This is a genomic window from Glutamicibacter sp. M10 (genome assembly GCF_025452055.1).
Classification (GTDB): domain Bacteria; phylum Actinomycetota; class Actinomycetes; order Actinomycetales; family Micrococcaceae; genus Glutamicibacter.
The window spans coordinates 1,660,106-1,685,509 of sequence record NZ_CP104918.1 but is presented as its reverse complement, the minus strand read 5'-3'; the positions used below and the strand labels follow the sequence as shown (position 1 = coordinate 1,685,509).

Genomic DNA, 25,404 nt, shown 5'->3' with positions numbered 1-25,404 from the left:
TTCATGTGATGTGTAGCGGAGGGGAAGCTCATCTTTGGCCGTGCAAGGCCACAGATGAACGAATGCGTGGAGGGCAGCCGATGGTAATTTGGCGATTCTCAATCGGTGAGCCCTCTACCATTTGGTTTAGTAGTGATACTCCAGCCAAGCCCATTTCTTCAAAGGGCAAAGCGATGGTTGTCAGTTTTGGTCGCATATGCGGAGCCAGAATTTCTTGATCATCAAAGCCGACGATTGAAATGTCTTCTCCCACACGCAAACCGAGTTCTTTGATTGCGTCATAGGCGCCCATGGCGATCCGGTCATTTCCGCAGAAAATTGCGGAGGGCGGATCAGGTTGGCTTAGTAACGTTTGTGTCCCGTGATATCCGCTGTCTGCCGTACCGTCACCGGGGACGATTTTTGAATCGTCTTGTTCTATCCCATGTTCACGCAAAGCCTGCTTCATACCGGTTTGGCGCCCGATTTGTGCAGGGATTCCTGTGGCAACGGTGATGTGCCCAATGTTGGTGTGTCCGGCGTTAGCGAGGATTTCAGCGGCGGCATAACCGCCTCCGATTTCATCCGGGACAATTGAGGGAAATTCTCCGTCAGCGTCAAAGCAATTAACCAGAACACACGGAACTGCTCTTGCGTTGGCTGGCACTGTTATTTCTCGGTGCCAGGTAGTTGCAATGATCAGTCCGCCGACTTGTTGTTCAAGTAGCTTCTCCACCGCACGGTGATCCATTCCCGGTTCCGCGTCACTTGGTGCAACGAGGAGAAAATTGCCGTCTTCCCATGCTGCCTGCTGTGCTCCTTTGATCACGTCAGTAGCAAACGGAGAGGTGGCGATTTCGGTAACCAGACCGAACCATGAGCTGCGTTTGCTGGCCAGGGTTCGTGCGGCTGCGTTGGGGCGGTAGCCCAGGTCGCGTGCCGCCTGGTTGATTCTTTCTCTTGTGGATTCGGGGATGCTCGATTCCATCCGACCATTGAGTACAAATGACACCGTTGTTCGGCTGACTCCGGCCGCTTTGGCGACATCGGCCATGGTGACGGATTGCTGAGACATGTCCCCTCCTCCCTTTGAGATCAGTGCGTTTCTTGCCGTGTAAACGATTTGCTAACACGATTCAGTAACGCGCGTTACTACGCTGAGAAATAAGGTAACCCACATCACTTATGAGTGTCAAGGCGGAAAGTTCGAAAGGACGGCATTTCCTTGATTCCTGCGGATTTGGGCGCACAAAGTCAGGACATCACTGCTGGAAAATGCGCCGCTTTGTGAAGCCAGCGCAGGTCAAAGGTCCACTCGACCTAAATGGAGGCAGGTAGAAGCAACTGGTCTAGGCCATAAAAGTCGCTTCGTTGCACGGACTAAGCTCCGCTTAAAGACAGCAAAGGTACTAGTCAGAAATTGTGGGCAACGTAAGAAAATTTCTTAGTTCCCTCGCAAGTGACGTCGGAATGTTTTAGTCAGTTGTTCTTCATGGAGTCACGCTCAATGAGCGGCATATCAATTTCGTGTTCAACGGGTTCCAGCTTCCCATCAAGAAGTAGCCCAACAGCCAGTGCTCCCATTTCTTCATACGGAAGACGGATTGAGCTCAGCTGCGGGCGGAGATAGGTAGCGATGATCTCATCATCGAAGGAAAGTACAGAGAGGTCTGTTCCTGGCGCCAGACCTTTTTCGGCGAGCGCTTGAAAGACACCCATGGCCACACGGTCGTTGGCGCAGATAATGGCGTCTGGCTTATAGCCCTCGGCCAGCATTCGCGTGGTGGCCTCGTACCCATCCGTGGGGTTCCAGTCTTCCAGTACCCAGTGGCCAAGAACCTCTAGTTCTGATTCCGCCAAGGCCTGACGCATGGATCCGAAACGTCGAGTGATGCTGGGATAGATCCGTGGATTTTTTCGGCATTTTTCAGTTCGCCAATCACAGCAACGCTTTGAGCGCCGGATTCAATCACGCGCTGAACTGCTTTGGCGCCGGACTCCTCTCATTGGGAAGAACCGAGGTACAAGGACTCTCGTCTATTCCGTTTACCAGAACGGTGGGAAGTTCAGTCTGCGGGATCTTCAAATCACGTTGTCGAGAATCCATGAATCCAAGAATCAGTCCGTCAACGTCTCGGTGAGTCATCTGCGTTATGGCTTCAGCCATTTGCTCGGGCTTGCCAAAGGTCTCGGCAATGAGCACTGTGTGGTCGCGGCTTTCGGCTTCACGCAGGATGCCCGTGATCATTTCTGAGGCGAAGCGGGTGACGGTAACTTGATCAGAAATGAATCCCAGCGTGCGCGTCTTGCCGCTTCGCAGGGATTGAGCGGCAGCGTTAGGACGGTAGCCCAGCTCCTTCGCGACAGCGCGGACCCGTTCGGTGGCTTCGGCTGACAGTCTTGTTCCTGGTTTTTTGTTCAGGATCATGCTGACTGCAGCCTTGGACATCCCCGAGGCTTCTGCCACGTCAGCTAGTGTTACCCGCTTTGCTTTGTGCGTTTCCACGTTTCCTTCTTGCCACCGTTGACATGCAATTATTCGAGCCTAGCCTATTGCAGGGATCACATCACACTGCTAGAGTTTTGTGCTAAATGCATTTAGCACTCTCTTATTGAAGGATGGCAGCGTTGCCCGAAACCCAGCAGGTCGCGGTGAAGCGACCACAGCTACACTTCACAGCCAAGAAAAACTGGATCAATGATCCCAACGGTTTGTTCTTTGATGGAAAGCAATATCACCTGTACTTCCAGCACAACCCCAATGGTGTTGGCCATGGCTACATGTCCTGGGGACATGCAGTAAGCACTGACCTAGTGAACTGGGAAGAACTCCCTATTGCCATCCTGCATGGCGACGTTGCTGACATCTTCTCCGGCTCCATCGTGGTGGACCATGACAACACCAGTGGCTTCGGCGACGGAACCATCCCACCGGTTATTGCCATCTACACCGCAGCAGCCAAGGACGAAACCAACCAGTCCCAGGCCATTGCCTACTCGCTGGACGGTGGCGCAACTTTCACCAAGTACGCACAGAACCCAGTCATTGACCGCGGTTCCAAAGACTTCCGTGACCCTAAAGTCTCCCGCTACGAATCTGCTGAAGGCTCCTACTGGGTCTTAGTAGCTGTAGAAGCGATTGAACGTCGCGTAGTGATCTACCGTTCCGAGAATCTGATTGATTGGACTGAGCTTTCCAGCTTCGGGCCAAAGGCAGCAGTCACTGGCATCTGGGAATGCCCGGACTTGTTCCAGCTTCCAGTTTCCGGAACTGACCAGCTCAAGTGGGTCCTTATTGTTTCGCTGAACCCAGGCGGCATTGCTGGCGGTTCCGGTACCCAATACTTTGTTGGTGAATTTGACGGCACTACCTTCACCCCGGATCAAGACGTAGCCGCCGTAGAGGGTCTGGACTTTGAAGCGCTAAGCGCCGCCAAATGGTTGGACTTCGGCCGTGACTTCTACGCCGGCGTCAGCTTCCACGGACTACCGGTTGATCAGCAGACTCTGATTGCTTGGATGAGCAACTGGGATTACGCCCGCGATCTTCCTAATGATGGATGGCGCGGTTCTATGAGTACCGCTCGCACCATGAACTTGGTCAAGAACGCTGAAGGTAACTTCGAGATCCGTCAGCAGATCCTTGGCCTGCCAGTCACCGATGTTGTTTCTCAGTCAGTAACCGGCGCAGAGACTCGCGTTGAGCTGGGTTCCCCAGCTCTGCTTGAACTGCATCTTGCAGGCAACGTCAGTGAGTCAGCAAAGTTGTCGTTCTACCGGACTGACGAGAGCCTCATCAGTGAAATTGCTGTCGACTCCGCCTTGCTGACGCATGAGCGTACTGCAGGCATAGTTGATCATGAACTCTACGCATCAACGCAGCGCATGCCACTGCCAGCAGGACTGACTGAAATCACGGTCCAGGTACTGCTAGATCACGGTTCCATTGAAATCCTCGCTGCAGATGGACTTCGCTCACTGACCGACCAGCTCACCGGAGAATCTGCACCAGCTTATGGCGTACTGCGACTAGCCGAGGGAACCAACGCCTCGGTTGCAGTACTACCGCTGGACGAGATTGAAGCAGGTACCAACGCATGAGCCTGATTACCGTTCTTGGTGAATCCCTGGTTGATGTTGTTGGCGAAACCGCACATCCAGGTGGATCCCCACTCAACGTTGCTGTTGGACTCTCCCGTCTTGGGCGCAAGGTTCAGTTCCACACCGAATTTGGCCAGGACACATATGGTCAGCAAATTGCTGAACATCTAAGCAATTCAGGTGTTCAGGTTGCTCCGGGTTCTGTCACCCAGCGTTCCACCTCGGTAGCACAGGTGGAGATGGATGAGCACTCCAATGCTCATTACACCTTTGATATCCACCAGCAGATTCCGGCGGTGGCCGCAGATGCACAGACTGCCTTGTTGCACACCGGCTCTATTGCCGCATGGATTGAACCGTCCGGTCAGTGCATTGTGGACGCATTTGAAAATGCATCTGCTGATTCCTTGCGCAGCTATGACCCGAACCTACGTCCGGATCTTGTAGAAGACCGCGAAGCTACACTGAAGCGCATTGAGTTGCTCATTAGCCTCAGCCACGTAGTGAAGCTCAGTGACGTGGATGGCCAGTGGCTTTACCCAGACCTACAAGCGTGGGAAGTACTAGAACACGTAGCTAGCCTTGGTCCAGCACTAGCTGTCATGACGCAGGGTGGAGACGGGTGCCTGGCACTTGCTGCTGGCAAGCGCTATGACGTTGAGGCCTCCCCCACCAATCTCAAGGACACCATCGGTGCCGGAGATGCTTTTATGTCCGGACTACTCTATGGAGTACTTTCACTTCCAGATCTCGTGACGGCACTTCGTGACGGAACCGAACTGAAATCCGAAGACATTGAACAAGCTTTACGTGGTGCACTTACTTCTGCTGCACTGACAGTGGCACAGGCCGGAGCAAATCCCCCATGGCTTGAAGACTTCACTAACGCACTCACTCACTAATCTCGCTTTACATGCACATGAAAGAAACCAGGGCAAAGATGGCTGGCTTTACAACTTCTCTACGAAATCCGACATACCTCCAAAGTTCCTTCTCGATGCTGTTGTTCTTTGCATCTTGGGGTATCTGGTGGTCCTTCTTCCAAATCTGGCTCACCAGTGAAACGACCGGTCTAGCACTGACCGGTGCACAGGTCGGTACCGTCTACTCGGTGAACTCGTTGGCCACCTTGGTCCTCATGTTTGCTTACGGAGCTATCCAGGACCGCCTGGGTGTTAAGAAACATCTGGCCGTTGTGCTGGCTGCAGTGACCGCGCTGGTTGGTCCATTCGTTACATGGGTCTACCAGCCACTATTGCAGAGCAACTTCATGACCGGTGTCATCCTTGGCGCCATTGTGCTGTCCATTGGCTTCCTTGCTGGTGTGGGTCTGTTTGAGGCCTTGACCGAACGCTACAGCCGTCGTTTCGGTTTTGAATACGGTCAGGCGCGTATGTGGGGTTCCTTCGGTTACGCCGTAGTTGCCTTGGCCGCCGGCTTCCTGTTCACCATCAACCCAATGCTGAACTTCTGGATTGGTTCCGTACTTGGGCTGGTACACCTTGCGCTGTTGCTATTTTCGCGTGCCAAGGGTGAGCCGGTGCCTAAGCGTCCGGTCGAGGGCATCATGTCCCCTGCCTCCACGCCTTCCTTCCGTGAAATGCTTGGCCTGTTCCGTTTGCCTAGCTTGTGGCTGATCATCATCTTCGTGATGCTCTCATGGACTTTCTACACCGTCTTTGATCAGCAGATGTTCCCAGAGTTCTACACCGGACTCTTTGATGATCCTGCTACCGGTCAGCGCGTCTACGGAATCTTGAACTCAGTGCAGGTCTTCTTTGAAGCTGCCATGCTGGGTATCGTCCCAATCATCATGCGCCGAGTAGGTGTACGCGCTTCGCTGCTCATGGGCGTAGCCATCATGTTCGTTCGCATCTTGGGCTGTGCCCTAGTGGATGATCCACTGTTGGTCTCGGCCATCAAGATGCTGCACGCTATCGAGACTCCAATGTTCATCTTGCCGGTGTTCCGTTACTTCACCTTGCACTTTAACCCAGCACTGTCAGCCACCCTGTACATGGTTGGCTTCCAGGTCTCGGCACAGATTGGTAACGTCGTTCTGTCGACCCCACTGGGTGCACTGCACGACCGCGTAGGCAACGAGCAGACCTTCATCACCATTGCCATTGTGGTGCTGCTAGCCGGTGTTTACGGATTCTTTGCACTTAAGAAAGATGATCAACAAGTTGATGGTGACCCGTTCCTTCGTCACTCAAAGACTGCTGTTGATGCGTAGTCCAAACTAGTTCGCGTAAGGTCGGGGTGCAGTCGAATTCGACTGCACCCCGACCTCTTTCTTGCTTGCACCCAGATATTTCAGGCCAGTGTTCGGACCAGGCCCAACTGCAAATCTTGCCAATCGGGGGCAGATTGCATCCGGTTCATATTCGGATGCTTTATTTATGCCACTACCTGCATAACGATGACTTGAATTCATCTTCGCTTCACTAGGTTTTCCTACGATCAAAGCGCACTCGTCCACGCCTCGGGTGTGGCATTTCCTGTGATACCTAGTGAAAGGCACTTCTATGAGCAATTCTTCTTCTGTCCCCCGCCGCGGAGTACTCATTGGCAGCAACGCTACCGCGATTACCGGTCTTTTCGCCGCCAGTAGCACGGCAGCGACTGCCGCGCCCGCCGAAAAATCCCCGGCAGCGGCTCCGAAGCTGAAGTTCGGCGCAGACGGCATGTTCAAAATCGTCCAGTTTAATGACACCCAAGATGGACCACGCACCGATCGCCGAACCCTAGAGCTGATGAACAAGGTTCTGGATACGGAAAAGCCGGGCTTCGCGCTCATCAACGGCGATGTCATCAATGGATCTCCTAAAACTGTCACCGAGGTCAAGCAGGCTATCAACAACGTAGTGCAGCCAATGGAGTCCCGGGGTATCCCCTGGGCGCTGACCTTTGGTAACCATGACGAAGATTCGATGCCCAACGGCACGAATATGACCGATGCCAAGATTCTCGATTTCGTTCGCGGCTACAAGTTCAACGCCAACTCGAAGAATGACACGATCCAGGGAGAATCGAACTCCCAGTTGCTCATCGCCTCATCCAAGAACGCCACGCCGGTCTTCGGCATCTGGCTGCTTGATTCGAATCGCTATGCGCCAAAGACCATCGCTGGACAGGACTTCGAAGGGCTCATGTCCTACGACTGGATCCGTCCTGCGCAGATCGCTTGGTACCGCGAAGCTTCCAAGGCCACCGAAGCACGCTACGGCAAGGTCCCATCCTTGATGTTCTCCCATATCCCACTGTGGGAGCACCACCACATGTGGTACGGAGCCCAGTTCACCTCGAATGATGCCGATCATGAAAAAGCGGTTAAGAAGCACTCCATCGAGGGAGTCAAGAACGAGGGCATCTACACCGGTGCGTTCAACTCCGGCATGTTCACCGCTCTACAGGAGCGCGGAGATGTTCGTGGCGTCTACTGCGGCCACGACCACATCAATACCTTCAAGGGCAACTACTACGGCATCGAGCTAGGCTACGCCCCAGGTACCGGCTTCGGGACCTATGGTTTGGGCGGTACGAAGAATCACGAGCTTCGCGGTGCACGAGTCTTCGAACTCGCAGAAAACAAGGAAGGGGTCTACGCCGGAACTCGTAAGGTGTTCGCCAAGGATCTGGGAATCGATATGAGCACCAAGGCGCAACCATTGGACGAGCCGCTGCCGTTGCCCTAACGTTACGTTGAGTGGGACAGTTCTACTCCCTATCCGGCACGATACGAATAACGGCACGACGAGAGGAGAATTACGGACGTGACTCTGAGCAATGACGACCGTAAGCCAGGCCTGCACCCAGCGCTCTCGGCCCGCCAGGGGTTTGCTCTGCTAGAGGAATCGGGCTCGGTTCGCAACTTGATGTGCGACTCGGTCAAGGCCATCAGAAAAATGCAATATGTGCACGTCGACGGAGACTCTGTGTTCTCGCTCGGCAGCATTGGGATTGAGAAAGCCATGAAGGTCATGCTCAGTTGCAAGTCGGTCGACGATGCTGGGGCTTGGCCCTCGAAGTCTGAGCTCATTGGCTGGGGCCACGATATCGAGAAGCTGAACGCACGCCTCCAAGACGCGATCGATGAGGGCCTCTCTCGCACGACCGCCAAGGGGTATTCGGCTCGGCTCGCGGGCCACGTCAGAGATAGCAGTGTCATTCCGCTGGTCTTCGCTACATTCGCACGATACGGGAAATCGGGACGCTTTCACCACTTGGATATCTTGGCGACTGATCAACCCGGCGAGCTCGATGACCCGGCCAAGTACTGGGAACGGGTGGAGTTGCATGTCAGTGAGACCTGTCCCGAGTTCCACAAAATTCCGACCGGCGACGATGCTGCCATCGACTACTATCTGAAGAGGATCCGCGGGGCCATCGCGGACGAACTGGAGGCCTGGTGGTTCTGCATCCATCGCCTAGGCGTCCAAGGTTGGTTCGGGGAATTGGCTAAGAAGATCGGTTGGGAGATCTGGGAGCCTGGTTGGTCTGTACCCAAATCGGTAAGGACGTAAGACGTTCGTCAGTTCCACTGTCTAATTCAACGCCGCCCACAGGAGAATCACACCATGACTGAAATTTCGCCTCCAGACAGTTCACCCACCGGAAGTTCCATGCTGAACACCGACTTTGTTCCGCTTGGTGAGCGCGCGCTACAGAGGATCCTCGATCACGTAGTCGCCGTCGGAGACGAGGCCGAGACGACTTATCTTGAGGTAAAGAGTGAACTCGTCATGAGCGCCAAAGCGACCGTGGCCAAGATTGCAAAGTTTCTACTAGGAACGGCCAATCGACGCCCGCGTGAAGCGTCCCAGCATTTCCAAGGCTACGCAGTCCTAGTAATAGGCGCAGAGAAGAACAGCGCTCTCGGTGTGCCGCGCGGCACCGAAGCTCACGAACTAGAGGACCGACTTACCCCCTACTTGGGACCTCAGTTTCCTGCATTTGAATTCGGCCGGATCGCAGTCAGCTCCGAACGCGAGGTGCTGTTCGTCATCGGACAGCCGCCGCAGGAGGGCCAGACGATCTTTCCCTGCCACAAGGACTATCAGGGAGATAATCGCCGCGATAGCCTCTATGATGGCGCGATATATGTGCGTGGCACTAGCAACACACGGACTGCGCGTTCTGGCGAGGTACTCGCTCTCGTTGAGCGTGCCCGCGAGGAAGGGACGCTGCCGATAGAGCTCATGGTGCAATTGGTCGGTCAGGTTCACCGAGTGATAGGCGTCCAAGACGTCATAGAGAGGGTGCGTGCATACCGCGAAGAGCAATTTGCCAAAGTGGCGACGCCAAATGACAAGAGCGGCATAGTTTCTACTCCGTTTCCATTGCATACTGGCATCTTCGGTATCGAGAAACCGCTTTCAACTGAGGGACGAAAACGGGCTCTCACTGCGTGGCAGGGACGGAAGGACGAACACCTTGCCGAGGGTCGCGAGCATCTCTTGGGCGTCGGGTTGTCTGGTGCCGGCATTCGTGTGGTCAGTCGTGATCGGTTTGTCGCCAAGCCTCACCTGACCATCACTCTCCATGACTGCGAGCTGATCGAACACCTCGATCTGGATGAAGCGGACCTCGATAAAGTCGTCGAGCCCGTGTTGAAGAAGCAGCCCCCATACTGGTCGGGTATGTCACCTTCCCCCGTAAGCTTCACATCGCGTGGCTATCCGGTTGACTGGAGCAACCGCGACAAAGATGCCGAAATCGTGCTCACGCCTGACTCTTTCCGTCCGAACGCGCCGTGGACTAGCGAGCAGGACGACTACGTGATCGTCATGAGGGACTCCGAAGCCGACTCAGTAGAAGTCTCCTGGGTCCTGACCGAGGAGGGGAACAACACGGTTACAACTGGACAGTTCCAATTGCTGAACAATCATTGCATCGACTCCTTAGAGATGTTCAAGTCCATTTTCACAGTAGGGGTTCAACACTGAATTCGAGGTACGCACGAGAATCGTACAACCCAATCAGGGACCGAAAAGTACTGTCGTGTGGGCACACCTGGTAAACGTTCGGCTACCCGGAGTCCTGTCCCATCCCGGATTGGCACCCAATCTTATGAAGATGGGTGTACCCACGATGCGATGAGACAGGAAAAGACGGAATAGGAGCGCACTTCCCAAGCGCGCCATCTATGCTGGGATGCGCAGTACCTCCCAGCCATGACCTTTGAGATCTTGAATTGATTTTTCAATGTCAGCGGGAGTCTTGCCAAGTGAATTTTCTACCGCAGCTACCGCAAGCAAATGACTGGAACGTGTCATTGCGACGTAACACTCGTGCATTCGTTTCTTGTCGCTGGATGAAGTCTTGGCTGTGGTGTTTGTTTTCTTCCCTGATAGCCAGGGGATCAGTTTTCCTACGAAGCGTGCCCTGTTGTACGTGTCGAGTACAAGCGTTGCTCCGTGAGTCTCGCCTTTAGCTGCATGGATAGAACTGACTTCTACGGAAATATCCGCTAGATTCTCACGACGATGCACGTATGCATTTGTTGGTTTGCCCGCTACGGTTTTGGGACGTGTCGCAAGTAGTTCGCTATTTACTGCCTCGAAGAAAACTGCCGCGTTTGGTGTCGATCCAAGCCCAGCGGTTGCGCTGGTTATTAGTGTTAGTGCCTGCTGTCTTAGCTCCTCCAGCTCGCCGAAAGTCGGCACAACTGTAGACACCAGGATCGAGCCGAGTGCTTGTTGAAATTCAAATACTTCAGCTTCCACCGAATTCACCAGGTCTACGAGCTGTCTATATTTTCGCTGCTTAACCGTAATCCGGTCACCGTACGCCAGCCCGCTGTTAATGAACCGAATAAGCCCCCGGCTACATGTTCTAGGCCTTCCGATAGCTGACCAGATTCTGCGACGTTTCCCCGAGCGTGAAGCACGTCTGCGATGAAAGTTCGGTGCGTGTTGGTTGCAGTAGATGATCTTGGTAGGTATGTCGGTAGATAGTGTTTTACTATTTTTGGAAAGTGGGCAGCGTTGTCTGCCTCACCGTCTGGCAATATGTGTCTGGCCCCTAATGCCGAGATTTTCCTACTGAGCAAGACCTCCTCAGGAACTAAGTCCGCCACGATCTGAGCGAAGGATGGAAGAACTCTGTCAATTTTGTCAGGGTGAAAAACAATGAAGACGTTCTTCTTCGTCGATGAGTCGTGCCCCATATCAACCCCTCGAAGTCCCGAAGGTTCAACAGGATAGACGGCCAGCGGTGAAGCCAGATTGGCGATCGATGCATCAAACCGAAAACTATCAGCGATTGAAAACTGATTAATCTGTGGGTATCCGTTATCGTGGTCTGCACCGAAGATGGCTTGGTTCGGATCGCCGATTCGCTGAACACTTATATCATCGTGGTCGTGCGGAAATATCCTGTTCAGTAGCTTTGCTTGCTCTGTTGTCGTGTCCTGCATCTCGTCAATCATGATGAATGGAAAACGACGCCTGAGCGCAGCAGCGACTTCTGGATACAATTCAAGATATCGATTGGCAAAGGCGAATATTTCGTCATGGCGAAGGTATCCAAGTTCAACAGAGCCGCGAGCAGCACCCGCCGCCGAGGAATAGGAGTCTGCGCCTACCGCTGCAATACCAAGAAGACGTTCACCAAAGGGCTTGTCCAGATTGGAATCAGTGATCTTGATCGCTTCCAGTGACGTATGCTTTCGCGCTAGAAAATTGCGCAATCCGAATATTCTTTGACCCAGCAGCTGGCTTCGCACCTTGATGGCGAGATCGTCATCGACAGCCTTTTGCTCGATTCCTATCGATAGAAGATACGGAATCGTCAGGAATTTGTTCACGAACGCATGAATTGTTCCGACATAGTGTGGGCGTCCGCTGGAGGGAAGCTCTTCGCCAAGAATTTGAAAACGATTTGATATTTCATCCTTGGCAACGTTCGTATGAGAGAGAAGAAGCATCCCCCGAGTCTTTGACTCCCATTTGCGGGATAGAAGCAGTACCTTGGCGACTACCAGTGTCGTCTTACCGCTTCCAGGGCAAGCACTGACGTCGAATGACGATAAATCCGATATGAATCTACGGCGTTCGGTGTCAAGCTCCTTAATTTTCATGGATGAGACCACGCCGTCGATTTCATCAGTTTCGATCGTCGGCTGATAGAGCACTTCTGAGATCCACTGCGGGAGTTCAGCCATTGCTAGAGTCCGTGACATATGCAAGCGCCGCTTTTAGGTAATCTGGCAGAACTTCGTTCAACTTTTCCGATTGCCCGTTGAATTCATCCTCTAGAAGTTGGGCCAAGTATTGAGCGGCAATCGATTTCGACGCTTTTCCTACGACAAACTCCTTGTAGACGTGTGTTGATAGCGTTTCAATGTTCGCATGCGCTGCTAGCAGCTTTTGAAATTCTGCAATCGCGGCTGTCTTCACGCGCTCGAACGCGACCGAAGAGTCATCCACGTTGTGAATACGATCATCCGCTTGAGCGAGCTTAGCCGCCGTAAACACCTGGCTGGCCAATCCCGCGTGCGCTAAGTCGTATTCAAAAGTCCAGTAGTCGGCGTAGAACGTCCTAACCTGTTGGCCATCGTCAGCGGTTAATTTATTAACAATCGCAGCGCGGCCGGCTTCATATTCTTTTTCGTTCGGCCAGTTTGGGTCGCTGAGGAATTTGGGATCTTTTTCGATCCGCCATTTTCTCCTGCTGCCATTCCATTTCTCGTCGTCACTGTTTTTCACGTATTTCAGAATCTCTGGAGCATTATTTGGCATGATGTCTCGATCGCCTATAGATGCAACTGGTATCTTGATTATGGGTTGTGCGGTGGTTCCTTCAGGGGCGTGATGATTTGCCGCTGAAAGATTCGTGTATATCGGCGCAATCCTGTTGAACCGACGTTTACGATAGAGACGCCAAATTTCGTCAGGTCACGCCCGAGGATCCGAGCGATAGTTGGTAGGAGTAGTTTCTCCGCATCACCTTCGACGACGATAACGCCCTGTGCGAAGAATAGGTTTGACTTAGTTGCGTCAAGGAATCTTGTCAGGAAGCCATAATCTGACTTGGATAGCATCGTTCGGTCTTGCGCAAGAGAAAATGCCTGGCTTTCATTGACAAGCACGATATTCTCGACCTTGACCTTGGAAGCGAGAATAGGGCTATGGGTCGAAATAATGACCTGAACTGGTGGTTGCCCGTCTTGACGAGTTGCTCTGCCTTCCAGAAAGCTCATCAGTTGCAATTGTCGTTGCGGATGAAGATGAGCTTCGGGTTCTTCAATAAGCAGAAGTGGTAACCCTTCGCGCTCTTTAGCTATTAGAAGTAACTCGCACGCCATATACATCAAGTTGTTCGAGCCCAAGCCATATCGTCCATAGCTGGATTGCGATGAACTATCTAGCAGGTTCAACTCGAGTCGTTCCAGAATTTGTTTCAGCCGTGTCGTGTCATCTGGTCCGCTCACAAAGTTGATCTCCGCGGTGAGATCATCGCCCACGAGACTCAATTCAGACAGGTAGTCGGCATTAATGCTGGTCGTTGCGGCATTCACGCCGTCATGACGATTTACTAGATATCGAATGTAGTCAGAAAGGCCAGCTAGACTCAGAGATTCTATCCCACTGATACTCCCCGGTAGGTTCTTTGGATCAAGAGTGTCGCCGCTTGAAATATCTGGAAACTTATTCAGAACCTGAGATAGTCGCGAATTCCTACCAGATGACATTTCTCGTTCAGCATCACGCAGAGGTCGCAGGTATGCGCAAGCCAAAAGATTCTTTGTCGCCGAATCAACAGACGGCCCCTGACCGTCGCATCCAGACTTCAGTGTTACCTCGTTCCATCTGCGCGATGTCGACGAGGTCTTCTTGACGCACCTCCACTGAAGATAGCAAACTAGCTCGCCATCTTCAGCCGGAGTCAGATATTCAAGGAACGTGGATTTATCGGAAGTGGACAGACCGGAAAAGCGACAAGTCAATGTTATATCGCTGGAAACTCCGCCACTCTTAGACACATGGAAATCTTCCGGCTGGACGGAAATGAATTCCTGGTCTTTAGTGGTGAGAACGTATCGAATGGCATCGATAATCGCTGTCTTGCCACTGTCATTCGGACCAGCCAGTGCAACTACTCCCGGCTGAAATTCGACTACAATACCTTGATCATCAAACTGTCGAAAATTTCTAATTTGAATTTGAGACAAATACATGCGACATTAACTCCTCGAAACATTTATGCAATTCACTGATTTTTACCACATGAACCATTCGCTATATTCTAATAAGTTTAAAAAATGCTGCCAGGGTCTTCGCCCTATCAAGCGTTGAGCAGTTCTTCGATCGACCGTTCCAGAGAGACCCCGTCCGCATACACGGCCGTTGGGAATGTTCCATTAGCAAGCTGCTGCCCCTGTCGAAGAATCCAATCCCAACTATGGATCGAGATGCTCTGCTGCTGCTCGCGTGCCTGACTCCGCGCACCGTCACGTTCCATAATTGGCTCAGCTCGACCAATAATGACCAGCCCCGGCGCCCTATTGGTCAATCCTTGAAGGCTGAGTTGTTGTTGCTCGTATGAGACATTTTTAGTGAGCCACTCGCGCCAATCCTGAATCTGGCCAACCGCGTGACGCACAGCACCAGTGAGTGTGTCATCGCGGTTATGTAGATTGTGCTTGGAGGCCTCGATTTCAAGGAGAACCCATTCCGGACCGGTGCTATTGATCCCTAGAACGACAAAATCTGCACGAAATTCACACCCGAGCGACTTTTGTGGAATGACATACGTTCCGCTATGCCCAATAACGGTATTTGCAAGCAGTTGTGGGTGCCGCTCAACAAGCCGCTGAAGCGGACCTTCGCTGCCGTCGCCACCCTCGAGAATATCCTCAAGTTCCTGTAGCGCAAGGCCGTCAGGACGAAGGCGATCCAGCCGATACTTTGCGATCTTATCGAGTAGGGCAAAGTTGGGGTCGTAATCAATCTTGCTATTTCGAATGTGATTCAGGATCTCAATAGTGAGATCGGCATGGTTTTCATGCGCGCCTTCACGCGCAACGAGGCGTAGATTGTCTGGCCATGCGCCTAAGCCTCGATCACCCTTCATGTGAATGCGACCTCGTCGGTCAACACTGGAAATTATCATCAAGTTCGGCTGTGCACCGGTCAAACGAACTACGTCACCTGGCTGGGGTTGCAGTTCGCGGATCCCGCGCAGTCTTTTCACCCTGTAGCGAGATTGAATCCATGCTGATACGACATCTGCTGAAGTCCCCTCGGTTATAGGAGCAGCAGCAAGACCAAGCGCAGCTTCCAACTGTCGAAGCGCTTCGACATTCGGCTCGCGATCAGACATTGAACGCATTAGCGCCGGAGCTATGCGTTCACTCAAAATCGCAGAAGCGACCAGCGCAGGTAAATCGCCAGATATCGTGATGCCTAATGCTTCCGCGATGTTGACTTGCTCTTCTGTCGGTCCAGCGAGTGTAGCTTCGAGTGATTCCGCAACATTCCGCCAGCTTTTTGTTTCTGACATCAACGCCGCTCCCCCGTACTCAGCCCAAAGAAGCGCTCAAAAAACACGGTTAGTTTCTCAATCACTCGGCGCTTCTTCTCGCCGTGATTCTTTTCTTTCGAGAACCGCGACACCGGTGGCAAAATCTTCGTTACTTCTGTACCTGTTGTACGCAGCACCCCATCGGTGAATGCCAAGTCGACGAACCCTAGGGTCTGATCACGCTTCAGGTTCTCCGAAGCGATGATCTCCTCAAGCTCGCTCTCACGCTGAGCTTGAACGTATGCCTGCCATTCGTCCTGAACCGAGCCATCCACAGACACCGAGTCAACAAAGTCTTCGATCAAGTCCTTCTTGTTGCGAAGGGAGGGGCTGGAGTCGATTGCACGAGAGATGCCAGCACGTAATTCCTTATCGTCTCCGTCGCCTCGCTCTTCTCTATACTTCTGTACGAGCAGCAAGATGTAGTCAACATTGACTTCAATCTGCTTGATCAGCTCAATCTCAAAGACAAGGTCGCTGGTAATTTGTTCCTTCTCGCCAGAGTCCTTTTTCTTTCGCTCATTCCAAAGATCAAGATAGACCGACTGATAGTTTTGAACCTGTCGTTCCGAAAGAATCTCGTTTCCGGTAAATTCGTCAAACGAGGTCAGGATGTTCTTCAGTCGCAAGATCTCGCTGTATAACTTGATGAACTCATTCTGCGCAGCTTCGCCCTCGATTATCTGTCCGGGAACGAACTTCTCTAGAAGGTCAGAGACTTTCTTCGCATACTCTTCATAGTATTCTCGGTACGGTTTCAGTAGCACAATGCCAGCTGCATCCTTGTTGCCGAAGAGGGCAATGGCGTCGTTCGTTGCTTCTTCCAGGTCCCGGAAGTTTACGATGTTCCCGTATGTCTTCACTGAGTTCAAGATGCGATTCGTTCGCGAATAGGCCTGTATCAACCCGTGGGAGCGCAGGTTCTTATCCACCCACAAAGTGTTCATCGTGGTCGCGTCAAAGCCGGTGAGGAACATGTTCACCACAATGACCATATCCAGGTCACGATTCTTTAGCCGCTGAGATAAATCCTTGTAGTAGTTCTGGAAGCTATCCGAACTTGTATCGTAGCTCTGACCAAACATCTTGTTGTAGTCAGTAATTGCCGTTTCTAGGAATGAACGAGCATCCCCCGACAGGTTTTCTGTCTCAAATCCTTCTTCATCTAACAATCCGTCTTCGGAATCAGGATTCGGTGCGTAGGAGAAAATCGTAGCGATCTTCAGCCGACGGTCAGGCGTTAGCACGGCTTGTTGGCGCTTGAACTCGTTGTAGTACGTCCTGGCAGCTGAAATTGAAGCTGTAGCAAAGAGAGAGTTAAACCCTCGTACACGCTTCTCCCCCAGTGCATAACCAACGGATCTCTTCGTCTTCTGATCGAAGTGCTCCAAGATGTACGAGGCCACTTGAGAGACGCGCACAGGTGACAGTAAGGCGTTCTCCGTGTCGATGGACGACACCTGCTTGTCTATGACCGAGCCGACCTTCATCGTGTTCACGTAATCGATACGGAATGGAAGAACGTTCTGATCGGTGATCGCGTCTTTGATCGTATAGGTATGAAGCTTGTCCCCGAAAGCCTGTGCGGTCGTCTTCAGTTGCGGGTTGCCACTCGTGCCGGAGTTCGCGGCGAAAATCGGTGTACCGGTAAACCCGAACAGGTTGTACCGCTTGAATGCCTTCGTAATTGCCGTGTGCATGTCGCCAAACTGGGAGCGGTGGCATTCATCGAAAATCAGCACGATATGGCCCGAGTAGATCTCGTGGCCTTTATTCTTTGAGATAAAGTTTGACAGCTTTTGAATCGTCGTAATGATGATCCGCTTTGACGGATCCTCCAACTGCCGTTTCAACACCGCCGTCGACTTATTCGAGTTCGCCGATCCCTTTTCGAACCGGTCATACTCCTTCATCGTCTGGTAGTCCAGATCCTTGCGGTCAACGACGAACAGTACCTTGTCCACGCTCTCCAGACGTGAGGCGAGTTGAGCTGCCTTGAAACTGGTTAGCGTCTTGCCAGAGCCGGTCGTGTGCCAGACGTAACCACCAGCTTCCTGAGAGCCAAGAGTCTTGTAGTTCGTCGAGATGTCGATCTTCTGCAAGATCTTCTCGGTCGCCACGATCTGGTACGGCCGCATCACCAGGAGCAATCGGTCACTGGTCAGGACACAGTAACGGGTGAGGATATTCAACAAGGTGTGCTTGGCGAAGAACGTCTTGCCGAACGCCGTCAGATCAAGAATCGGCTTGTTCTGCGCATCAGCCCACCACGAGGTGAATTCGAAACTATTGGACGTCTTGGATTTCTTCTTCATACCCGTCGCATCGGCAATATGCTGACGGCGCGTGGTGTTCGAGTAATACTTTGTTTGCGTACCGTTGCTGATCACAAATAGTTGTACATACTCGAATAGGCCCGAGCCGGCCCAGAAGCTATCTCGCTGGTATCGGTCGATCTGGTTGAAGGCTTCGCGAATCGGCACTCCGCGTCGCTTCAACTCGATATGTACCATCGGCAAACCGTTGACCAGAACGGTCACGTCATACCGGTTGGAAAAGCTTGCCCCGCCTTCACCGCGATCCACCGCATACTGGTTGATGACCTGCAAACGGTTGTTGTGAATATTCTGCTTATCCAGCAAGGTGATGTTCTTTGTCGTGCCATCATCACGCGTCAACAGCTGGACATGGTCTTCTTGAATCCGCACCGTCTTTTCGACGATCCCGTCACCGGTGCTGGCGATCCGTTTTTTGAAGAAGCGTTGCCATTCTTCATCCGAGAAGGTGAAGCGATTCAGGGCTTCGAGCTGAGTTCGAAGATTCGTGACGAGGTGTTCTTCACTCGTCAGCTCCACATACTCGTAAGCTTGGCCTTCGAGTAGGCGAATAAATTCACGCTCCAGCTGTGCTTCCGACTGGTACGAAGTTTCTTTTGACGGATCGGCATCATAGACCGAAACAACAGTACTCTCGTTGCTTACTGCGATAGTGTCGTATTTACGAGCCTGTGCTTCGATCATGACGCGGCCGCCCATCTAAACCTTTTTAGGAACTCAGAGAATTCCGTCTTTAGAGCTTCCTTGTGGATCTCGTAAACTTCAGAAGAATCAATTTCCGAAACTCGGTCGTGGCTGTATAAATTGAGAGTGCTTTTGAGTACAGACGCGTTTGGTCCAGTTAAGAGTTGTGTCCATCCCGAGTACCCCAGAAAGTTCGATGTTTTCTCAAGAAGCGTGCGGAATTGGTTAAAGTGGCTCCGTTGAATCTTGTTCTCTGAAACTGCGCGTTCCAATTCATCAATAATTCCGAGATGGTAACTGAATGGAGAATCTTTTGATTGTTCCTTTAGCTCCCACCCTGTATCTACTCCACGTTGGAGAAGACACGCCCGTTTCGAGAGTTCTTTTGACTTCAGCGAATTGAATAAGACGTTGAAGAAAAGGGCATGGTGAGTTGTAACCAAGAACTTCAAGCCAAGCGGTTCCGCACGCTCCATGAGATCGGCCAAAGCGAGCGCAACAGAGACAATCCTCATGTCGTCCATAGAAGAAACTGGGTCGTCGACTACTGCTAATACCAAGGCATCGTAATCTGTCGTGGAACGCAAATCTTGGCGCTCACTTAAAGCATCTACAGCTTCGCTAAGAACTGTGAAGTAGACGCACCACACAAATATGCTCTCTTCGGCACGAGATAGTTTAATTCCATCAGTAGAGTTGTTGTCCCCTTTGTACATACCGAAGGTTATCTCTCCACTTGCGAAATCCAGCGTTGGCTCGATTCTATCGTTCGTGAATATCTGAAAGTTCTTTATAATTTCCCCGTCGAGACCTTGCGTTTTGATGGTTCTCAGCAGTACTGACTCAAGATTCATCCTAAGCACAAGTCGTTCGTTGTCCCAAGTGAATCCATCTTCAACAATTGCGTTGTAGAGCATCACCCCGTCAGGATTCCGCTCTTTCAAACGCTGAGCTAGTCGAGTCTTGCCTATGGTGTTCGGGGCGAAGATTAGAGTGTTTCGAGCCTTGCCTCTTGGCAACTTGTATGCCAAATCGTCAAGTGATTCGTAGTGCATAGTTCACACGTCCTCTCTGAAACTGAGGAGCTTGTCACGGTAGTACTCATACTGTTGACGACGAGCGGCAAGCTCGGCAGGGAGAGCCCTATGAAGGTCATTTACGAGAGCATCAAAATTGTTGAGAATCGCTGCAATTCGTTTCTGCTCCAGCAATGTTGGAAGAGAGATCTTAATCTTTGAAAAATCGCTTTTATTGATAATAGGCATCGTTCCGCCCGCGCGTTCACCTTGTGCTCGAATTTTGCCACGCATAGAAGTCAGGACATGGAAAACAAAATCAGTGTCAATTCCAGAATTGAGAGTGATGGAATTGATCTGTTGATTGGTTGCGCACTTATTCTCGTTTATGACTGTTTTGCCCATGTCTGCTCCGATACATGTAACTAACAGAGATCGAGCAGGGACAATTGCTTTCGATAAAGAATCGGCTCCGGATTTAGAAAGACGGCGCACAGGGATACTGACGCTCTTCATGCCATTCTTGATGTCGGATGGGGTAATAAAATCAACGTCTTCGCCCCAAGACGACGTGTCTGATGCCTTGGGGGTTCGCCCAGTGACGATTCTTCCAAGTTCTCCAAGTTCAGCCAGACTACCGGTAGCCTCCACTTCGGTTAGTAACATACGCCGATAGTGCTCATACTGCTGCTTCCGGGCTTCCAGCTCCACTTCCAGCTCCGCTTCCAGTTCCGCTTCCATTTTACTAAAAGCATCAAGAATACCAACGATTTCACGCTGAATTTCCAACGGAGGAACAGGGATAACGAAGCCCTTCATCACCCGCGAATTCAGGTTGTTGATAGTTGTCGTGGAAAGTGCACCCCGGAGGTACCCGAGGAAAAGATCACTCGTCAGTATGTGAAAAAGGTACCGAGCATCGAGTTTCCCCTTCGAACGAATAACCCCCATAAATCCGCCAAAGGTTTCTTCCATATCTCTAAATATGTACGCAACCTTTCCGATATGGTCTTTGCTTCCACTACCGGCACAGATCAAAATATCACCAGCATGAAGACGCTGGTTATCTCGGACCCTGACCGACTCCGAAACATGTTTCAAATTGTCAAGATTTAGGGTATTCGATGACAGGGTGATGTTATTTGCACGGAGCACACGCCTCGGCCCATTTAGCTCCTCATCACCCTTGTTATACGTAATTCCACGAATATAGTCAGCTACCTCGGTTACTCCCATATAAGGAACACCGTTGGGGCAGTGCGTAGCAATCAATTCATCAATACGGCTCACTTCGCGCCCTCCAGGTCAGCCACAATCGCATCAATCGACGTGCGCAGCTCAGCCTGGCGGGCAACGATCTGCTCGATCCGCGAATTCAACTCGTCAATGTCGATGACTTCACGGGTGTCTTCGGTCTCGACGTACGAGGACACGGCAATGTTGTAATCGTTCGCGGCGATAGCACTGTTATCGACCAGGGTTGCGAAGTGGTTAGACGAGTCACGATTCGTGAACGCGTTAAGCAAAGTCTGTTGGTTGGCTTCACTCAGTTTGTTCTTGTTGCCTCCGCGCACGAACTCAGCGGAACCATCAATGAACAGAACATCATTGCTCTTTTTCGACTTCTTCAGCACTATGATGCATGTTGCAATCGTCGTACCGAAGAACAAGTCAGCAGGAAGCTGAATCACCGTATCGACGTAGTTGTTGTCGATCAGGTACTTGCGGATCTTTTGCTCAGCGCCACCACGGTAAAGCACGCCAGGGAACTCAACAATCGCTGCGGTACCGTTGTTCGCCAACCAATGCAGCATATGCATCGTGAAAGCAAGGTCTGCCTTTGACTTAGGCGCCAGCACACCAGCCGGCGCATAGCGTGGATCATTAATCAGGATCGGGTTGGCATCGCCCTCCCACTTGATCGAATAGGGCGGGTTAGAGACGATCGCTTCAAACGGCTCATCGTCCCAGTGATGTGGTTCCAGCAGAGTGTCACCCAGAGCCAGGTCAAAGTTCTCGTAGTTCACATCGTGCAAGAACATGTTGATGCGAGCAAGGTTGTAGGTGGTGAGGTTGATTTCCTGACCATAGAACCCGCCCACGTTCTCCTTGCCAAGCACCTTGGCAAACTTGAGCAGGAGTGAACCCGAACCAACCGCTGGGTCATACACCTTGTTCACTCGCGTCTTACCGACCGTGGTGATCTTTGCTAGCAGCTCAGAGACTTCCTGTGGGGTGTAATACTCTCCACCAGATTTACCGGCGCTGGATGCGTACATCTGCATCAGGTACTCGTACGCGTCACCAAACAGGTCAATGGTGTTATCTGAGAACTTGCCGCCCAAAGGAAGGTCACCGATCGCGTCTAGGAGCTTGACCATTTTGCCGTTGCGCTTCGCCACGGTATTACCGAGCTTGCTGCTGTTCACGTTCAGATCGTCGAAGAGGCCCTTGAGGTCGTCTTCACTGTCGGCACCGGTTGCTGATCCTTCAATGTCGCGGAAAATACTCTCAAGTGTTTCATTCAGGTTCTCATCCTGAGGTGCACGCTTGCGCACGTTTTCAAACAGTTCAGATGGGCGAATGAAGAAGCCCTTTTCGTTGACAATTTCTTCGCGAGCAAATTCAGCTTCGTCGTCAGAAAGCTCTGCGAAGTCAAACTCAGCATCGCCAGACTCATGCTCGCCCGTGTTGATGTAGTTGGTGAGGTTCTCGGAGATGAATCGGTAGAAAAGTATGCCTAGGACGTATGACTTAAAGTCCCAGCCGTCCACGGAACCGCGAAGATCATTGGCCACTTGCCAGATTGTTTTGTGTAGTTCTGCTCGTTGCTGTTCCTTCACGGTGCCGACCATCGATTCTCTATTTTTGTCTCATTATTTCTCAATAATTCTCAAGAGAAACATTACCCCAGCAGCCAGACAGTTTCAGCAGGTCACATGTCTATAGAGAATCAATTTCTTAGTATGAAACTGACTTCATTCGCACTGCCGAACGGCGCTACCGTTCTGAACTGGACCGCTATGTATCCTGAGAAATTCAACGGACTGTTCTTCCTACGCATCGGAAAGCTCAAGCATAGATCAGACGCCAGATGTGAACTCACTGAAGCTGATACTCGTGAAGTTGGCGGGTCCACCGTCGGTATAGAATGAAATGCCCGTGTCCCCTTCAGCAAAGTGAACCTGCTGCGAAAGCACCGTGTGACCGGCATTCACAAAAACTTCTACGCTTTGAGTGTCTACAAATATTTGTAAGTGAACCGAGCGGGCTTCAACATCAATGGGTGCCGATGCCCTCGTGTAAGGACTCAGTGAATAGCCCTCTAGATTAGACGGGCCTCGATCCACATAGATTTCGCTTCCGAATTTGCCGATATTCGTATGTCTGGCTCCGTCCGATGATCGCCCAATGGAGACACCAACGTTGGTGGCCAAGTCCCAAGAAATGTCCAGTTCTAATTTGTAGGCGCGACCGGTCCAGGGAAGCGTGAAGCTGCCGTCAACGTTTTTATCGTCAAAGGTGATCGGTGAGGTGGCGTAGTTCGATAACGCATTTACCGGCGTGCTCAGCAGCGAATACTGTCCGCTGGGCTGCACTGCTAATTGCAGTTCACGCACTATGGAGTTTTGTCCGTTATACCCATCAGTGGAATCTGTAGGAACAGAACGATTGGCATACTTCCAGTTATTCATCCACCCTAGGGCCAGCCGACGCGTTTCTGGATTCTGAATCGATGGCCAAGTCACTGCGCCATACCAGTCCCAGCCCCAATCAAGCCACTGGGGTTCAAGGTTATCCGCAATGAACTGTTCGCCGTCCCATCGTCCCATCCAGTAGGCGTAGGTCATCGGCAAATCAATGCTGTAGGCATCCATGCTGGCGCCAAGTACCCAGTGTCGACTACCGTCATCCGCTGTCATTTCAAAGAGGTCAGGGCATTCAATGCCACCCAGATCGTGATTGGGAAAGTCGAATTTCCGTTTCAGCTGCCAATCTCGTAAATTCTTCGAGGTATAAAAGACCGCGTAACGAGCCCGGCCAATCACACAAACCCATTCACTACGCACAGCATCCCAATGAATTTTTGGGTCGCGGAACCATTCCGCGTTTTCAATCTCCGCCTGCGTGCTGGCACTGCGACCATCAGTATTGATGATGACCGGATCAGGCAGCCCGTTGAAGGTGTACCCGCCGTCGGTTGACCAATACAGGTACTGTTCCTGATATTTGCGAATGCCATCTGTGGGTTGGGTAGCCAGGGCTATGATGGCACCGGCACCAAATCCGGCAGTGTTCGTATCATCAATGACACTTGATCCGGTCCAGACCGGGAAATTAGGTTTTTGCCCAATGGCCACCCCATGATGAGTGAAAGAAACTCCATCCTGAGTGGTTGCATGGTCCCAGTCCCCCGGGCCGTTATTCACATCAGAATGCAGGTAATACAGATGGTAAGCGCCGTTGACGAAAACCGGGCGTTGAGGATCACACAACCATCCGGCCGGCGGAGTCATGTGATAAAAAGAGCGCTGTGATGCTACGGCTTTTGCGGCTGTGGGCAGTGCTGTGGCCGAATAGAGTCCAAGGGCTCCAATGCCGGAAACCTGTAGCAAACTTCGGCGAGAAAATACGTGCGTCATTGCGCGTTCCTTTCTGCATCCGGTCTCCGCTTCGCTGCAGTACCGGTCAGGATCTTGATCTTTGGGGCTACGAAAAAAGCCTGAGAATATTTGGTGGTTTTGTCAGAGAGACTGACGACGAATTGTTGGGCAATTGATCAAGTACGTCTGATCATCTCGTTCTGGCTCAAGCCCTAGGAGAACTCGAATGCCTGCGGCGCCAAGTTCATAATGGGGCAAGGCAATAGTGGACAGCGTCGGACGTAAATGGGCAGCAATGACTTCTTGATTATCAAAACCAACAACGGCGATGTCATCAGGTATGCGTAGGCCGCGTTCCCGTAGCCCGTCATATAGGCCCATGGCCACTCGGTCGTTGTGGCAAAACACTGCGCTCACACCGCTGTCAATAATTGCCGCAGTGACCTCGTACCCGCCTTCCTGCTCTGGAGCTGTAGGAAATACCAGATCCTCGTCGAAGCTCAGACCTGCAGCTTCAAGCGCACCTCGGTAGCCGGCCAAACGGCCTGTTAACGCTGGTGAAGCAGTTGTCGTATTGATGAACGCAATCCGTTCATGCCCAGCGGCAATCAGTTCCTCGGTGGCGGATCTACCGCCCTGCACTTCATCTGGCACCACTGCCGGTAGTCCGCTGCCCGTGGAGAAGCAATCAACCAGGACTGTATCTGTTTGGAGAAGTGACGGTGGCACTTCGATTTCACGGTGGTACCAAGTGGAATACAAGATCCCCCGTACTTGGTGTTCAAGCATCATTGCGATGGCATCCTGCTCAGCGGCTTGGTTGCCATCGGTGTTGGCGACCAATAGAACGTATCCGTGTCTCCACGCTTCATCCTGAGCACCGTGGATGATCTGGCCTGCGAAAGGTGTAGTTGCAATTGCGTCCGCAACCAGTCCAATGAATCGTGAAGATCCTACCGAGAGGTTCTTGGCTAACGCGTTGGTACGGTAGCCCAACTTGGCAACGGCGTCATGGACGCGTTGTTTGGTTTCTTCACCAATCCGCGCTCCAGGCTTGTCATTGACTACGTGGGATACTGTGGCCACCGAAACACCGGCTTCCCGTGCGATATCTCGCATGGTTACCGGTGAATTTTGTCTAGGTTGTCTTACTTG

The 25,404-nt window shown here is 51.9% G+C and carries 20 protein-coding genes; 6 read left to right on the top strand and 14 right to left on the bottom strand.

Features of this window, described 5'->3' with window-relative positions; all coding sequences use genetic code 11:
• Positions 1–28: 28 nt before the first annotated feature.
• The 3 genes from N6V40_RS08270 to N6V40_RS08260 all read right to left on the bottom strand — a co-directional run bounded on the left by N6V40_RS08270 (position 29) and on the right by N6V40_RS08260 (position 2,485).
• Positions 29–1,054, bottom strand: a complete 1,026-nt coding sequence (locus N6V40_RS08270) for a LacI family DNA-binding transcriptional regulator (protein WP_262199643.1) — start codon at positions 1,052–1,054, stop codon at positions 29–31.
• A gap of 404 nt (positions 1,055–1,458) precedes the next feature.
• Positions 1,459–1,851 (bottom strand): substrate-binding domain-containing protein, encoded by a 393-nt coding sequence (locus N6V40_RS08265; protein ID WP_262199642.1) that lies wholly within the window; start codon positions 1,849–1,851, stop codon positions 1,459–1,461.
• A 97-nt stretch (positions 1,852–1,948) separates the two neighbouring features.
• The gene (locus N6V40_RS08260; RefSeq protein ID WP_262199640.1) at positions 1,949–2,485 is read right to left on the bottom strand and encodes a LacI family DNA-binding transcriptional regulator; all 537 of its coding nucleotides are present in this window, start codon (positions 2,483–2,485) and stop codon (positions 1,949–1,951) included.
• Between the two features lie 122 nt (positions 2,486–2,607).
• Here N6V40_RS08260 and N6V40_RS08255 point away from each other — a divergent pair, with 122 nt between their 5' ends.
• The 6 genes from N6V40_RS08255 (at position 2,608) to N6V40_RS08230 (ending at position 10,028) form a co-directional block, all read left to right on the top strand.
• Entirely contained in the window at positions 2,608–4,080 is a 1,473-nt protein-coding gene (locus tag N6V40_RS08255; RefSeq protein ID WP_262199639.1) for a glycoside hydrolase family 32 protein, read from the top strand.
• The gene (locus N6V40_RS08250) at positions 4,077–4,982 is read left to right on the top strand and encodes a carbohydrate kinase family protein (RefSeq protein WP_262199637.1); all 906 of its coding nucleotides are present in this window, start codon (positions 4,077–4,079) and stop codon (positions 4,980–4,982) included. Before N6V40_RS08255 ends, N6V40_RS08250 begins: the two co-directional genes overlap by 4 nt.
• 11 nt (positions 4,983–4,993) lie before the next feature.
• Complete coding sequence (locus N6V40_RS08245; protein WP_315973797.1) at positions 4,994–6,316, top strand: MFS transporter; 1,323 nt, start codon at positions 4,994–4,996, stop codon at positions 6,314–6,316.
• A 292-nt stretch (positions 6,317–6,608) separates the two neighbouring features.
• Positions 6,609–7,778 (top strand): metallophosphoesterase family protein, encoded by a 1,170-nt coding sequence (locus N6V40_RS08240; RefSeq protein ID WP_262199635.1) that lies wholly within the window; start codon positions 6,609–6,611, stop codon positions 7,776–7,778.
• A gap of 78 nt (positions 7,779–7,856) precedes the next feature.
• Positions 7,857–8,606, top strand: a complete 750-nt coding sequence (locus tag N6V40_RS08235) for a hypothetical protein (protein ID WP_262199634.1) — start codon at positions 7,857–7,859, stop codon at positions 8,604–8,606.
• A 54-nt stretch (positions 8,607–8,660) separates the two neighbouring features.
• Positions 8,661–10,028: a hypothetical protein gene (locus tag N6V40_RS08230; protein WP_262199633.1), complete on the top strand. Its 1,368-nt coding sequence runs from the start codon at positions 8,661–8,663 to the stop codon at positions 10,026–10,028.
• 198 nt (positions 10,029–10,226) lie between these two features.
• Here N6V40_RS08230 and N6V40_RS08225 read toward each other — a convergent pair whose 3' ends face one another.
• From N6V40_RS08225 to N6V40_RS08175, 11 genes are all read right to left on the bottom strand, one after another.
• Complete coding sequence (locus N6V40_RS08225; protein ID WP_262199632.1) at positions 10,227–10,808, bottom strand: hypothetical protein; 582 nt, start codon at positions 10,806–10,808, stop codon at positions 10,227–10,229.
• Between the two features lie 14 nt (positions 10,809–10,822).
• A complete protein-coding gene (locus tag N6V40_RS08220) occupies positions 10,823–12,247 on the bottom strand; it encodes a UvrD-helicase domain-containing protein (protein WP_262199631.1) in 1,425 nt (474 codons plus the stop codon).
• Positions 12,240–12,824: a hypothetical protein gene (locus N6V40_RS08215; RefSeq protein WP_262199630.1), complete on the bottom strand. Its 585-nt coding sequence runs from the start codon at positions 12,822–12,824 to the stop codon at positions 12,240–12,242. Before N6V40_RS08215 ends, N6V40_RS08220 begins: the two co-directional genes overlap by 8 nt.
• Positions 12,825–12,862: 38 nt before the next feature.
• A complete protein-coding gene (locus tag N6V40_RS08210) occupies positions 12,863–14,263 on the bottom strand; it encodes an ATP-dependent nuclease (RefSeq protein WP_262199629.1) in 1,401 nt (466 codons plus the stop codon).
• Positions 14,264–14,370: 107 nt separating this feature from the next.
• Positions 14,371–15,588 (bottom strand): Shedu anti-phage system protein SduA domain-containing protein, encoded by a 1,218-nt coding sequence (locus N6V40_RS08205; RefSeq protein ID WP_262199628.1) that lies wholly within the window; start codon positions 15,586–15,588, stop codon positions 14,371–14,373.
• Positions 15,588–18,629 carry a type I restriction endonuclease subunit R gene (locus N6V40_RS08200; RefSeq protein WP_262199627.1) on the bottom strand — a complete coding sequence of 1,014 codons (3,042 nt, stop codon included), beginning with the start codon at positions 18,627–18,629 and terminating at the stop codon, positions 15,588–15,590. The genes N6V40_RS08205 and N6V40_RS08200 overlap by 1 nt, the downstream gene beginning before the upstream one ends.
• Positions 18,626–19,684, bottom strand: coding sequence for an AAA family ATPase (locus N6V40_RS08195; protein ID WP_262199626.1), 1,059 nt, complete (start codon positions 19,682–19,684; stop codon positions 18,626–18,628). The genes N6V40_RS08200 and N6V40_RS08195 overlap by 4 nt, the downstream gene beginning before the upstream one ends.
• A gap of 3 nt (positions 19,685–19,687) precedes the next feature.
• Positions 19,688–20,935 carry a restriction endonuclease subunit S gene (locus tag N6V40_RS08190; protein WP_262199625.1) on the bottom strand — a complete coding sequence of 416 codons (1,248 nt, stop codon included), beginning with the start codon at positions 20,933–20,935 and terminating at the stop codon, positions 19,688–19,690.
• Positions 20,932–22,500 carry a type I restriction-modification system subunit M gene (locus tag N6V40_RS08185; protein ID WP_262199624.1) on the bottom strand — a complete coding sequence of 523 codons (1,569 nt, stop codon included), beginning with the start codon at positions 22,498–22,500 and terminating at the stop codon, positions 20,932–20,934. The genes N6V40_RS08190 and N6V40_RS08185 overlap by 4 nt, the downstream gene beginning before the upstream one ends.
• Positions 22,501–22,728: 228 nt before the next feature.
• On the bottom strand, positions 22,729–24,288 hold the full coding sequence (locus N6V40_RS08180) for a glycoside hydrolase family 32 protein (protein ID WP_262199623.1): 1,560 nt from the start codon (positions 24,286–24,288) through the stop codon (positions 22,729–22,731).
• Between the two features lie 102 nt (positions 24,289–24,390).
• Positions 24,391–25,368, bottom strand: a complete 978-nt coding sequence (locus N6V40_RS08175; protein WP_396268573.1) for a LacI family DNA-binding transcriptional regulator — start codon at positions 25,366–25,368, stop codon at positions 24,391–24,393.
• Positions 25,369–25,404: the final 36 nt, after the last annotated feature.